Here is a 12,852-nt window from a genome sequence, read left to right as displayed (position 1 = left end):
CACCAAGTCTTGACTGCGGCTTTGCCAGTAAGCAAGTGATAATGCGAAAGAAGCGGATTTGCGCCGTTTCGATGACTAACCGGGATACCAAAAGCAGATGACTGAACGCGAATCCATGCCATGCGATGTTGTGATTGTTGGTGGCGGGCCTTCGGGCCTTTCCGCCGCAATCAGGCTGAAACAGCTGAATGAAGAGCTTGAGGTTGTGGTCCTTGAAAAAGGATCGGAAATCGGCGCGCATATCCTTTCGGGCGCAGTGGTTGATCCCAAGGCCCTGGATGAACTGATCCCCGATTGGCGCGATAAGGATTGCCCGATGGCAGAAACGCCGGTGACCGATAATTGGCACTGGGTTTTGTCCAAAGGCGGCAAAACCTCGATCCCGCATATCGTTATGCCGCCTTTGATGAGCAATCATGGCTGCTACACCGGATCGCTGGGTAATATGACACGCTGGCTTGCCGAGCGGGCTGAAGAGCTTGGCGTGATGGTCTTCCCCGGCTTTCCCGCATCCGAAGTGATGTTTGACGACAATGGCGCGGTTAAAGGTGTCATCACGCAGGATATGGGCATCGCCGAGGATGGCAGCCAAAAAGGCGACTTTGCCCCCGGCATGGAGATCGAGGCGAAATACACGCTGTTTGCAGAAGGCGCGCGCGGCAGCCTCACCAAGCAGATGAAAGCCCGATACGACCTTGAGGCGAATTGCGAGCCACAGGTCTACGGACTTGGCATCAAGGAATTGTGGGATATTGACCCCAAGAAGCATAAGCCGGGCCGTGTCATCCACACCCAAGGCTGGCCCTTGTCCGAAAGCGGCACGTGGGGCGGGGGCTTCTTCTACCATCAAGCGAACAATCAGGTCGCCATCGGCTTTGTCACCGCGCTTGATTACAAGAACCCATGGGTATCGCCCTATCAGGAATTTCAGCGCTGGAAGCAGCACCCTGAAATCCGCGCATATCTAGAAGGCGGCACCCGCGTTGCTTACGGCGCGCGCGTTATCAATGAAGGCGGCTGGCAATCTGTCCCCAAACTTGCCTTCCCCGGAGGCGCGCTGATCGGCTGTGCGGCTGGATTTGTGAATGTGCCAAGGATCAAAGGCTCTCACACCGCGATGAAGAGCGGGATGCTCTGCGCCGAAGCTATCGTAGCCGAGATAGAGAGCCATGAAAGCCAGCCCGAACTGCAAGGCTATGAGCCCGCCGTGCGGTCAAGCTGGATCGCGGACGAGCTCAAGAAAGTTCAGAACGCAGAACCTGCCGTTGCCAAATACGGCGAAGACATCGGCGCGGTGCTCGCCGGCGTGGATATGTGGATGCGGACGCTCAAAATCGGCCTGCCCATCAGCATGAAACACCATGCTGATTACACGCAGACAGGGCGCGCGGACCTCTATCCCAAGATCGATTACCCCAAGCCCGATGGCGAGATCAGCTTCGATAGGCTGACCAATGTGGCCTATTCCTTCACCAATCACGCAGAAGACCAGCCCGTCCACTTGCAAGTGGCGGATTGGGATTTGCAGAAAGAAAGCGAATACGAAGTCTTTGGCGGTCCGTCATCACGCTATTGCCCGGCAGGCGTCTATGAGTGGATCGAGGAAGAGGGCAAAGAACCCAAATTCCAGATAAACTCGCAAAACTGCGTCCACTGCAAGACCTGCGATATCAAAGACCCGAACCAGAATATCAACTGGGTAACGCCAGAGGGTGGCGGCGGGCCTAATTATCCGAATATGTGATGGGGTACTCGATCCGCCTAGCCGCTTTTCTGTGTGCGACCTTACCAATCGCAGCAGCTTGGCCTCCTAGCGAGGCTCGCGCTGGCAGTTCCAAGGACGCTATTGATGTGTGCGAGCGGTCGAAAACAGTTCATGCAAAGGCGGGCAGTTTTGATCGGAACAAGATTGCCAGCTGCGATATAGTCGGAGAAGCTGTTGCTATTGGCAAAGACCGTTTCAAAGTCCTTCGTCACAACGGCTATTGCTATCAGGATACCTGCGGCAGCGTCCTTATGGGGTGGTTCGCGGTGAATATTCGGACAGGCGATGTCTTTGAATGGGATGTCGCTGAGTGGCGGTTGGGACGCCAGCTCTCCGCTCAAAGCTTGAGCTAGGGTGTAGAGAGCCTTGAACGAAACCGCCTACGCCAAGATCAACCTTGCGCTGCACGTCCGCGAGCGGCGGGATGATGGCTATCACACGCTGGAGACGCTCTTCGCCTTTGTGGATAGCGGCGACACTTTGAGCGCTCGCTCGGCGGAGCAGGACAGCGTCGAGACCATCGGCGAATTCGCGACTGGGATCGACAATCCGTCCGACAATCTGGTGGCCAAGGCGCTCGCCACCCTCCCACGCCCGCGCAGTTCTTATCAGGGCCTCGCCATTACGCTCGAAAAGAACCTCCCCGTCGCCGCAGGGCTAGGCGGAGGCTCGGCGGATGCAGGCGCGGTGTTCCGGCTGGTACAACAGATGTATGGCCTCCCCGATGATTGGCACGCACGTGCGGCAAAACTCGGCGCAGATGTGCCGTGCTGTGTGCGCAGCGAAACGGTGATCGGACGCGGCACAGGCACCGAATTGGAGCCGGTTGAAAACGACCTCACTGGAACCCCTGTACTGCTTGTGAACCCGCGCGAACCTCTCGCGACAGGGCCGGTTTTCAAAGGCTGGGATGGCGTGGATCGCGGCGGGCTTGCCTTACCAGAGGGCGGCGCCTTGGCCAGTGCGCGCAATATTGCAATGGAAGGACGTAATGATCTTTCCAACAGCGCCATTTCGCTCAGACCCGCCATTGCGGAGGTACTTCATCAACTAAACCAGTCCGAGGCGTGGCTCACTCGCATGTCTGGTTCAGGTGCCACATGCTTCGCGCTTTACGACAATATCGAGGCGCGCGACAAAGCCGCTGCCCAGATAGAGACAGCCCATCCGGATTGGTGGCAATTGGCGGGCAAACTGCGCTAAAGCTCTTGGATGAATGACTCCCCTGCGTTCCGACAAATCGGCACACTCACGTTCGGCGGCATAGTGTGCGTTTCCGATCACGCCTCTAATTTTGTGCCCGAAGACGTGCCGCTGGGCATAGCGCCTCATCTTTTGGACGAACACATCGCGGTCGATATCGGGGTTGAGGGCATCGCAGAGCGTTTGGCTCGCCGTCACGGCATCCCAGCGCATCTTGCCTGCCAGAGCCGCCTTGTCATTGATCTTCACCGTGAGGAAAATCACCCCGGCCTTATTCCGGAGGAAAGCGATGGGCACCTCATCCCCGGCAATATCGGCGCGGATCGGGAAGGGCGGATTGAGCGGTTTTACCGGCCCTATCACGATGCTCTGGCCACATGGCTGGATGATGCGCGGCCCAGTCTGATCCTTTCGCTCCACTCCTTCACACCCAGCCTGAAAACCAGCGATGAAAAACGCCCTTGGGAGGTTGCATTGCTCTATAATCAGGATGACCGCGCTGCGCGTCATGCCATCAGACTGTTTGGTGAGTTTGGCCTGAATGTAGGTGATAACCAGCCCTATTCAGGCCGCGAGTTGAACGCGACGATGAACCGCCATGCCGAAGCGCACGGGCGGCCTTACCTCGCGATTGAGATCCGCCAAGACTTGATCGCTACAAGGGCAGAACAATCGCGCTGGGCTGCGATGGTTGCTGATGTAGCGGGCAGGGTTGCGCTGGCGCTCGCATAAAGGCAGGGCTGTTTCGCAAATACAATGTAGCGGGAAACATAATGTCTTACGACAAATCGAAATTGCCATCGCGCCATGTCTCTGTCGGCCCGGAACGCGCGCCGCATCGCTCCTACTATTATGCGATGGGTATGACCGAAGAGGATATCGCAAAGCCTTTTGTTGCGGTTGCCAGCGCCGGCAATGATAGCGCGCCGTGCAACACCACTCTTGATCCGCAAGCGGATATCTGCCGCGAAGGTGTTATCGCCGCAGGCGGGACACCGCGCCGTTTCAACACGATCACCGTGACCGATGGCATTGCGATGGGCCATCAGGGCATGAAAAGCTCGCTAATCAGCCGCGAAGTGATTGCGGACAGTGTCGAGCTTTCGGTGCGCGGGCATTGCTACGATGCGCTGGTTGGTTTTGCTGGGTGCGACAAGAGCTTGCCCGGCATGATGATGTCGATGTTGCGGCTGAATGTGCCCAGTATTTTTGTCTATGGCGGGTCGATCCTTCCCGGCGTTTATAAGGGCGAGGATGTCACGGTTGTCGACGTGTTCGAAGCTGTGGGCCAACACGCCGCTGGCAATTGCCCGCTGCAGGAGCTCATTGCGCTCGAAAAAGTCGCCTGTCCCGGCCACGGTGCTTGCGGCGGACAATTTACCGCGAACACCATGGCGTGCGTGGGGGAGGCGATTGGATTATCGCTGCCGAACAGCAATATGTCGCCCGCGCCGTACAAATCACGCGAAGAGATTGCGCGCGCTGCGGGCGCTCAGGTGATGGAGCTGTTGAAGATCAATCTGCGCCCGCGCGATATATGCACAAAAGAAGCCTTTGAAAACGCCGCCCGCGTGGTGGCTGCGACTGGCGGATCGACCAATGCCGCATTGCATCTGCCCGCTATGGCGAGCGAGGCGGGGATCGATTTCGATCTGTTTGATGTCGCCGAAATCTTCAGATCAACGCCTTACATCGCCGATCTGAAACCGGGCGGCAAATATGTGGCGAAGGATATGCACGAAGCGGGCGGTGTCTATATGGGCATGAAAACGCTCCTAGACGGCGGTTTCCTTGATCCCAATCCGATCACCGTAACCGGCAAAACGCTGGGCGAAAACATCGAAGAGATCACGTGGAACCCGGATCAAAAGGTGTTTTATGATGTCAAAACCCCGCTGACGCCTACAGGCGGAGTGGTTGGTCTGAAAGGCTCACTTGCACCTGACGGCGCCATCGTAAAAGTTGCGGGGATGGAGCGCCTCCAGTTCACAGGCCCTGCGCGCGTCTTCGATTGCGAGGAAGACGCTTTTGCCGCGGTTGAGCAGCGCGATATTGCCGACGGCTGCGTTGTCGTTATCCGTTACGAAGGACCCAAAGGCGGCCCCGGCATGCGCGAAATGCTATCCACCACGGCGGCGCTATACGGGCAGGGTATGGGCGAGAAAGTCGCGCTTATCACCGATGGCCGTTTCTCCGGCGCAACACGCGGGTTTTGCATTGGTCATGTCGGGCCGGAGGCTGCGGATTGTGGCCCCATCGCTTTGGTCGAAGATGGCGACACGATCAGCATTGACGCCGAAGCGGGCACCATTGATCTGGATGTTGACGAGGCGACACTTGCGGCGCGCAAATCCAAATGGGAAGCGCGTACCAACGATTACCAGTCGGGTGCTTTGTGGCGCTATGCCCAGAATGTCGGCAAAGCGCGTTATGGCGCGCTCACCCATCCCGGAGCAAAAGAGGAACGCCATGTCTTTGCGGATATTTAGCGCTGTAAGCTCGGCGGCATTGCTAAGCGGGTGCGGCACGCAGGCAAGCCCCGAACCCGAAGGTGATGCTATCGACTGTGCGATCGGCCAAGGCGTGGAGATGTCGCAAGTTTGCACTCTTGAACATAGCATTGGGGCAGATGCTGATTTCTTCATTCTGCACCATCCTGATGGCGGCTTTCGCCGGATCGAATTTGATCCCGAAAGCCAGGAATTGGGAGTCGCTGATGGGGCGGACACTCTCAGGATCAGCGATCAGAGCAGTGAAGACGTGACAGAGTTTTCCATCGGGCAAGATCAATACCGCGTGCCTGCAAACATGCTTCGAGCGTCTGCGGAGTGAGCGATGCCAGCGCTCCCTTGACGGAGCAAGTTGTCCGCCTCGCCGCGAAAGGCGATGGGGTCACGCTGAGCGGCATCCATTCCAAAGGCGCGCTGCCGGGCGATTCTGTCGATCCGGTGGGCGCAATTGTCGAACGCGGCCCCCATCATCAATCACCGCCATGCCCGCATTTTGGAACGTGCGGCGGGTGCCAGTTGCAGCACGCCGATGATACCGCCTTAAGCACTTTTGTGCGCGATAGAGTGGTGAACGCTGCATTGGGGCAGGGCCTGCAAATTGGCGAGGAATTGCCAGCCTATTTGTCGCCCGCCGCCGCTCGCCGACGATGCACTTTGCACGCCTTGCGCACCAAAAAAGGCGCATCTTTAGGATTTCGCGAGAGCGGATCGCACCGCATCGTGGACGTTAAAGCTTGCCCGGTTTTGCATCCCGATCTTGCTGAACTGGTCGCCCCTTTACGCAGGCTCATCGCCCAATTCGGGCCAAAGGGCGCAGTGGACATCGATCTGACCGTTTGCGACCAAGGGGTTGATGTGGGGCTTTCGAATTTCGCGTTGGACGGCCTTGCAGCGATTGAGGCGCTGTCGGAATTTGCGCGTGAACATCGGCTTGCAAGGGTAAGCGTGGATCAGGGATACGGCGCAGAAACGCAGTGGGAACCAGATCCGGTAAGCGTTACTTTGGGCGGGGTTGCGGTTTCACTGCCGTCGGGTGCCTTCCTGCAGGCAACCCAAGATGCTGAAACGCAATTGGTCAAAGATGCGCGCGTGTTTCTGGGTGATGCAATGCTGGCGGCGGATCTGTTTGCCGGGCTTGGAACATTTGCTTTTGCCTTGAAGTCGGGGCGAAAGATGCTCGCTGTGGAAGCCGATCAAGCCGCGCACCTGGCGTGCAAGACTGCCGCTGCTCGAGCCGGCGGCGCGGTGCATGCCCTTCATCGTGACCTTTTCCGCAACCCACTGACCGGCGTAGAACTAAGCCGATTTGACGCGGTGTTGCTCGATCCGCCGCGTGCGGGCGCTAAAATGCAAGTGGCTGAGATCGCCAGCAGCACTTGCGACCGAGTTGTCTATGTGAGCTGCAATCCATCGAGCTGGGCGAGGGATGCTGCGACCCTCGCTGAAAAGGGATTTGCGCTCACCAAACTGCGCCCAGTGGGGCAATTCCGCTGGTCCACTCATGTCGAATTGATCAGCCTGTTTGAGCGCTAAGCACGCATTCCAGCCAGGATTTGCGCGATCAACCATTCCTGATGCGCAGGCGCGACGTAGGCGTGGCCAGCACCTTCGCACTTTTCGATCATGTAAGAAGCGACAAGGGGATCAGCTTGGTCCCAAGCGTTTTCAAAGATCTGAGCGGTGCGATCAGCGCTTCCCAGCAATATCCTCACTGGTCCACCAAATTTGGCGAGACCATCGCGCATTTCATTTGCGAGATCGGAGGGCTGGGACGTGGCGCTCACAGACTTGAACAGCCCGCGGGCCAGTTTGCGTAGATCGACACCGCCGCGCAGCAACCTCATTAACTCTGCTGGGTCTTTTAGCTTTTCAGCATAGCGCGCACGGATCGCAGCTGGCGGCGGTGTTGGGTCGCTTTTTTGGCCATCTGACACGCCGCTATCGTCATCTTTAGTCCATGGGTTGGACAGGATAAGGCCGTCGAAACCCGCTCCCGATGTGAGCATCAACGCCGATGCTGCATCGCAATTGCCAAACGCGATCACCCGGTTGATCTGCGGGGCAAGGGCGCGAAACGCCTTTGTCGCTGCGGCAATGTCACCCGCACTGGAGCGAAAGCCGCGATTTTCGCCTTCGCTATCGCCAACGCCGCGCCGGTCAAACCTGAACACAGGAAAGCCCGCCTTTGCAATCTGCGCTGCAAGTCTTGCTTGACCCGCAAATGCGCCTGATCGAATTTCATTTCCGCCGCTCACGATCAGCAGACCAGTGGCGCCCGGTGCTGTGTCGAAGCTGCCAGCAAGTTTGAGACTGCCGCAGCCAAAATCGAGCGCGAGCCGGGTCATGCGCTTGGCAATCCCAGTTCTTGGATATGCGCCGCAATGATGTGCGCGATTTGCTCAGCCTGCGGCACGTCTTGCGAGGGTTCAGCACGGAGCCAAAGACCAGCATTGCTGACCTGCGATTGTTGAATCTCTCTGAGGTCCGGCGCGGCAGCAACATTTGCTGTTTCAAGTTCTCTAACCATGTGCGCCCCAAGGTGCCACCCTGAAAGAACAATCCCATCCTCTAGGCCGCGCTGCATCATATCGTTCACTTGCTCTGCAATTCCCGCCTCGCGACTTGCGATGCTTTGCGCCCTGATCATGCCGCGCAACAGCTTCGCGCCTGATTGGGGTTCGTAGAGGATGCCAGGCAACACATCTGGGGCGAGCAACGCGCCGCTGCGCACCGCGAACACATATGTTGCTCCCAATTGCTCAACGGCGCGGCGAATTGAAGAATGCCAATGAGCGATGGTCTGGTCCCCAAGCGGCTCCACGCTTTCATTCAGTCCGGGCAAATCCGGCATGTGGCTTGCGATACCCGATGCCGCGAGCGATCGCATGACCAGGACCAGTTGCCGCCGCATCAAATTGTGCTCCCCAAACAAAGGGGGGACAATCAGAACGCATGCCTCGCCGGTCTTGCCGTTTTCCCCCGCTTCGTCAGCTTCAATCGAAAGCAGCAGTTCATCAACGCTCCGGCCATCGGGCAGCGGGCAAGGCCAGGTTGCGATCACTTCGCCGGACTATCCTTGCCATGTTCTGTATGACACTGGTCGCTTTCCGAAAGCTTGGATTGGGCAAACGCAAGCAGGCCGCCATAGGTTTCAAGCATTTCGCCATCGACATCATCATCTTCGATAAAGATGCCGAGCCGATCCTCCATCTCTGTCAACAAGCCTGCAACGGCCATGGAGTCCAATTCCGGAAGATGTCCAAACAATCCGGTTTCCGGGGCGAACTGGAGAACTGTTTCCGCATCAAGCCCGAGCACGTCGGCAATAATCTGCTTCAGGTCAGTGTCCACATTCTCCGCCGCAACACGATCATCGTCATTGGTGCGCGCGGCATGCTTGCCCTCACTTGGGTGAGCTTGCGAATTGCTCATGACCTTTAATTCCCCTTCCGCAGCATTGTGTCGTCATTAGCGCGAAAAAGCGCGCATCAGGCTGCTTTCAAACTTTCGCGCGCGTTTAGCCAGCGGCGGGGCGCGGTGCAAGCGCCGGGACGGTATCGGATTGAAGTCGGCGATAGGCCAGTCTGGCAAGATCGACCCATGCGCGCGGGCTTTTCATGTTGAGGCAATCGATCCGGTAGCGCGGGCGCGTTTCGCCCATCCAGTCTGATTTGTAGGGCTGATCGCCAGTGCCAAAATCAACAAGCTCCACTTTATCAATGTCGATCACATGTTTGAACATCGCCGCTGACAATGTGGTGCCAGCGGAAAGATTGCGGTGTTCGTCGAGGTGTGCGAGCTTGTGGATATAGGCGCATCCGTCCTCAACGGTCCAAAACTGGGCGGCAATGGGTTCATCTTCGTAAAGCGCGATGCCCAACCGCAGTCGCTGCGATCTCGCCTCGTTTTCGGCAAAGGCCCGCAGCATTCCGGGGTGGTCCTCATCGGGCTTCCAACTGGCTGAATAGATACTTTCATAGTGCGCCCACATGGATGCATCAAATTCGGTCAACATGCGAGTTTCAACCTTGTTGCCCTTGCGCTTGAGCGTGGTGCGCAGCGGGCCGGGGCGCGTTGACCAGAAGTCTGCAAAATTGCGACCGCGTAGGCGGATAAAGTGATTGGTGTCGCATTCTCTGACTTCGACGCGCCATCCAGCTTTTGCAAAAGCACGCGCAATCTGATCTGCTGATCCGCATTCATTGGGCACAGGTTCCAAGGTTACCCGATGTGCGCGCGATCTAAGGTCGCGGGCGATATGCGAGATCAGCTGATCGCCATGCGCATTTCGAGAGGCTTGTGGCCGCCACGTGAAAGCGTACCAATTGCGCAGAGCCTCCAGCTGTCTGCCGGTTTGGGACAGCGCCAGAAAAGCGCCTTCCTCGCCGTCTTCAACACAGGCATAGAGCGGGGAAAGACCAGTCTGCTGAAGCAGATCATACCAGTCAGTACGATCAAAAGGGGCGATGGCAGTGCCAGCAAGACCGCCTGCACTGCCAAACTGGGCTTGCACATCCTTAACGCTATCGTGATAGCTGGTAATCATCACAATTCGCTATATCCCTTAAAACACAAGCCATGACAAACCGGTCAACCAAAGAGCCTCGGGAAACTTTTCGCCCGATCGACCATCTTGCTGAACTAGCATTGGAGCGGGGGGATGAAACACGTCCGGCCCTCATATTGCGCGATGCGGTGCTTAGCCACGAAGCGTTAAGGGCGCGTGTTGCTCGGCTTGCTGGATGGCTTCGGTATAAAGTGCCTGAGCAAGGCGCCAGGATCGCGAGTTGGGCAGCCAAAGGCGAGCTCACTAGCCTTCTGCCACTGGCAGCGGCGCGGGCCGGTCTGGTGCATGTTCCTATCAACCCATTGCTCAAACGCGCGCAAGCAGCGCACATTTTGGAAGATAGCGGTGCTGTGATGCTGATTGCGACGCCTGCGCGGTTAAAGTCGCTCGAGGCGGGCGACATTCCGCCGGGTTGTGGTGTATTGGAAGAACCCGCCGCGCTGGATGAAGCGGCTGCTTTGGCGATGGATCTAGGCCCATCGAGCGGTGCGCCTGAGGATCTTGTTGCGATTCTGTATACAAGCGGATCGACCGGAAGGCCCAAAGGCGTAATGCTGAGCCATGCCAATTTATGGTTGGGTGCTGTCAGTGTGGCGCATTACCTCAAATTGCAGAAGGATGACGTCACGCTTGGCGTGCTGCCATTCTCGTTTGATTACGGGCAAAACCAACTGTTATCGACGTGGTATGCGGGAGGGAGCGTGGTTCCGCTCGACTTTCTGTTTGCGCGCGATGTGGCAAAGGCTTGTGCAAAGCATGCGATCACAACCCTTGCCGCCGTCCCGCCGCTTTGGGTGCAATTGACCGAAATTGATTGGCCTCTCGAAGCAAGCAAGCCCTTGCGCCGTCTGACCAACAGCGGCGGTGCGTTGACGCGCGAATTGGTGAATGATTTGACGTCAATCTTTCCGCGGGCAGATGTGTATCCGATGTACGGATTGACCGAGGCGTTTCGTTCGACCTATTTGGACCCAAATCTTGTTGAAAAGCACCCGACTTCAATGGGTAAGGCGATACCTTTCGCAGAAATTCTCGTCATGTCTGAAAACGGAAAAATCGCGGAGCCAGGGCAAGAGGGCGAACTTGTCCATTGCGGCCCATTGGTCGCGCGAGGATATTGGCAAGACCCTGAGCGCACCGCCAAACGTTTTCGACCAGCGCCAGCCCAGTCACGCTATGGCGGCATGGCTGTGTGGTCTGGCGACACGGTGATGCGGGACAGTAACGGATTGCTGCATTTTGTGGCGCGCAGGGATGCGATGATTAAAAGCGCGGGCAATCGTATAAGTCCGCAAGAAGTTGAAGAAGCCGCAATCGCCAGCGACTTTGTGCAAGAAGCGGTGGCGCTTGGTCTGCCGGACCCGTCTTTAGGCCACGCGGTTCATTTGATTGTGCGCGGACACGCAAGCGAGGCGCAGCGCGAGGCGTTTCGCAAAGAGCTCGCGCAGGAGCTTCCCAACTTCATGCACCCCAAGGTGATCCACTGGCGCGTAGAAATGCCGCTTAATCCTAACGGCAAGATTGACCGAACGGCGCTCTTGCATGAGCTGACCGCGCAGGAGAAGACCCAGTGAAACCTGTAGGGCCAATTCCTGATGGATATGAAACGATAGATGGTGAACTTGCGGTTGGCGGGCATAAAGCCAGCGATTTGGCGCAAGAAGCAGGCCGAACGCCGCTGTTTGTTTACTCACGCGATCTTCTAAGTCGCAGGATTGCGCATTTGCGCGCCAATATCCCAGACCGGATCGGGATCAATTATGCGATCAAGGCCAATCCCATGCGGGAAGTGGTCGCGCATTTGGACGCGCTCGTTGATGGTTTCGATATTGCTTCGGCAGGAGAGCTGGCGGTTACGCAGAGCCTTGGGATTGATCCGGCACGTGTGAGTTTTGCAGGGCCAGGTAAGCGCGATGAGGAGCTGGAAGCCGCCATCGCAGTCGGTGCCACGCTAAACTGCGAATCTGAAGGCGAAGCTGGCCGCGCAATCGCCATCAGTCAGCGCTTGGGTAAAGCACCCCGTATCGCCCTGAGAGTAAACCCCGATTTTGAGCTAAAGGGCTCAGGCATGAAGATGGGCGGCGGGGCTAAACCATTTGGTATAGATGCGCAGCAGGTGCCCGATTTGGCCAAATTTGTCATATCAGAAGGCGCTGAATGGCGCGGTTTGCATATTTTTACAGGCAGTCAGGCTCTCAGCGAAGACGCGATCATCGATGCGCAGAGAAATGTGCTTCAGTTATCGGTCCAACTGGCTGAGAAAATTGGTGAAAGGGTGCCAAAGCTGAACATGGGCGGCGGCTTTGGGATACCCTATTTCCCAAATGATGAGGCGCTCGACCTTAGTATGATCGGTTGGGCGTTAAGCGACATGATTTCCGATCTACCCGGCGCGCTGGAAAAGACTGAGTTATGCCTCGAATTAGGACGCTACATTGCCGGGGAAGCCGGGGTTTATCTGTGCCGCGTCATTGATCGCAAGGTTAGTCATGGAGTAACCTATTTGGTAACCGATGGGGGTCTTCATCACCAATTGGCGGCGTCCGGCAATTTTGGCACGGTCGTAAGGCGCAATTACCCCGTCTCAATTGCCTCTCACTTCGCCGCAGAACCCAGCGAAGTGGTTAATATTGTGGGATGTTTGTGCACACCGCTCGATCGGCTCGCGGACCAGGCGAATGTTCCAGAAGCGAAGGTTGGGGACCTTGTCGCGGTGTTTTGCGCGGGTGCATATGGCGCATCGGCCAGCCCGAGCGATTTCCTCGGGCATGGTCCTGCGGCGGAAATAGTGGTCTGACACTTGCCGA

Annotated in this window: 12 protein-coding genes; 8 read left to right on the top strand and 4 right to left on the bottom strand. The window is 57.3% G+C overall.

Annotated features, from left to right (window positions below; translation table 11 throughout):
* Positions 1-97 precede the first annotated feature (97 nt).
* From AC0V6W_RS01370 to AC0V6W_RS01345, 6 genes are all read left to right on the top strand, one after another.
* On the top strand, positions 98-1,744 hold the full coding sequence (locus AC0V6W_RS01370; RefSeq protein ID WP_486146415.1) for an electron transfer flavoprotein-ubiquinone oxidoreductase: 1,647 nt from the start codon (positions 98-100) through the stop codon (positions 1,742-1,744).
* A 387-nt stretch (positions 1,745-2,131) separates the two neighbouring features.
* The gene (locus AC0V6W_RS01365) at positions 2,132-2,968 is read left to right on the top strand and encodes a 4-(cytidine 5'-diphospho)-2-C-methyl-D-erythritol kinase (protein ID WP_486146413.1); all 837 of its coding nucleotides are present in this window, start codon (positions 2,132-2,134) and stop codon (positions 2,966-2,968) included.
* Between the two features lie 9 nt (positions 2,969-2,977).
* Complete coding sequence (locus tag AC0V6W_RS01360) at positions 2,978-3,700, top strand: N-formylglutamate amidohydrolase (protein ID WP_486146411.1); 723 nt, start codon at positions 2,978-2,980, stop codon at positions 3,698-3,700.
* Positions 3,701-3,741: 41 nt separating this feature from the next.
* Positions 3,742-5,457 carry a dihydroxy-acid dehydratase gene (gene ilvD / locus AC0V6W_RS01355; protein ID WP_486146409.1) on the top strand — a complete coding sequence of 572 codons (1,716 nt, stop codon included), beginning with the start codon at positions 3,742-3,744 and terminating at the stop codon, positions 5,455-5,457.
* Entirely contained in the window at positions 5,438-5,800 is a 363-nt protein-coding gene (locus AC0V6W_RS01350) for a hypothetical protein (protein ID WP_486146407.1), read from the top strand. Before ilvD ends, AC0V6W_RS01350 begins: the two co-directional genes overlap by 20 nt.
* Positions 5,797-7,011 (top strand): class I SAM-dependent RNA methyltransferase, encoded by a 1,215-nt coding sequence (locus AC0V6W_RS01345; protein WP_486146405.1) that lies wholly within the window; start codon positions 5,797-5,799, stop codon positions 7,009-7,011. The genes AC0V6W_RS01350 and AC0V6W_RS01345 overlap by 4 nt, the downstream gene beginning before the upstream one ends.
* On the opposite strand, the gene AC0V6W_RS01340 is transcribed toward AC0V6W_RS01345, so the two are convergent.
* The 4 genes from AC0V6W_RS01340 to AC0V6W_RS01325 all read right to left on the bottom strand — a co-directional run bounded on the left by AC0V6W_RS01340 (position 7,008) and on the right by AC0V6W_RS01325 (position 10,024).
* On the bottom strand, positions 7,008-7,823 hold the full coding sequence (locus tag AC0V6W_RS01340; protein ID WP_486146403.1) for a hydrolase 1, exosortase A system-associated: 816 nt from the start codon (positions 7,821-7,823) through the stop codon (positions 7,008-7,010). The two genes, AC0V6W_RS01345 and AC0V6W_RS01340, sit on opposite strands and share 4 nt — an antisense overlap.
* Positions 7,820-8,539 (bottom strand): hypothetical protein, encoded by a 720-nt coding sequence (locus AC0V6W_RS01335; RefSeq protein ID WP_486146401.1) that lies wholly within the window; start codon positions 8,537-8,539, stop codon positions 7,820-7,822. Before AC0V6W_RS01335 ends, AC0V6W_RS01340 begins: the two co-directional genes overlap by 4 nt.
* Positions 8,536-8,829, bottom strand: coding sequence for an acyl carrier protein (locus AC0V6W_RS01330; RefSeq protein ID WP_486151426.1), 294 nt, complete (start codon positions 8,827-8,829; stop codon positions 8,536-8,538). The genes AC0V6W_RS01335 and AC0V6W_RS01330 overlap by 4 nt, the downstream gene beginning before the upstream one ends.
* A gap of 166 nt (positions 8,830-8,995) precedes the next feature.
* On the bottom strand, positions 8,996-10,024 hold the full coding sequence (locus AC0V6W_RS01325) for a GNAT family N-acetyltransferase (protein ID WP_486151424.1): 1,029 nt from the start codon (positions 10,022-10,024) through the stop codon (positions 8,996-8,998).
* Between the two features lie 32 nt (positions 10,025-10,056).
* Here AC0V6W_RS01325 and AC0V6W_RS01320 point away from each other — a divergent pair, with 32 nt between their 5' ends.
* Both AC0V6W_RS01320 and AC0V6W_RS01315 read left to right on the top strand, forming a co-directional pair.
* On the top strand, positions 10,057-11,619 hold the full coding sequence (locus AC0V6W_RS01320) for an acyl-CoA ligase (AMP-forming), exosortase A system-associated (RefSeq protein WP_486146399.1): 1,563 nt from the start codon (positions 10,057-10,059) through the stop codon (positions 11,617-11,619).
* A complete protein-coding gene (locus AC0V6W_RS01315; RefSeq protein WP_486146397.1) occupies positions 11,616-12,842 on the top strand; it encodes a pyridoxal-dependent decarboxylase, exosortase A system-associated in 1,227 nt (408 codons plus the stop codon). Before AC0V6W_RS01320 ends, AC0V6W_RS01315 begins: the two co-directional genes overlap by 4 nt.
* Positions 12,843-12,852: the final 10 nt, after the last annotated feature.

This window comes from Erythrobacter sp. JB1-7 (assembly GCF_057365015.1).
Note: the sequence above shows the minus strand (reverse complement) of the source record. Positions and strands in the feature narration are given on the sequence as shown.

Coding starts and splice junctions, on each gene's coding strand:
- AC0V6W_RS01370 (WP_486146415.1), top strand. CDS start 98: ATGACTGAACGCGAATCCATGCCATGCGATGTTGTGATTGTTGGTGGC.
- AC0V6W_RS01360 (WP_486146411.1), top strand. CDS start 2,978: ATGAATGACTCCCCTGCGTTCCGACAAATCGGCACACTCACGTTCGGC.
- ilvD (WP_486146409.1), top strand. CDS start 3,742: ATGTCTTACGACAAATCGAAATTGCCATCGCGCCATGTCTCTGTCGGC.
- AC0V6W_RS01350 (WP_486146407.1), top strand. CDS start 5,438: ATGTCTTTGCGGATATTTAGCGCTGTAAGCTCGGCGGCATTGCTAAGC.
- AC0V6W_RS01340 (WP_486146403.1), bottom strand. CDS start 7,823: ATGACCCGGCTCGCGCTCGATTTTGGCTGCGGCAGTCTCAAACTTGCT.
- AC0V6W_RS01325 (WP_486151424.1), bottom strand. CDS start 10,024: ATGATTACCAGCTATCACGATAGCGTTAAGGATGTGCAAGCCCAGTTT.
- AC0V6W_RS01320 (WP_486146399.1), top strand. CDS start 10,057: ATGACAAACCGGTCAACCAAAGAGCCTCGGGAAACTTTTCGCCCGATC.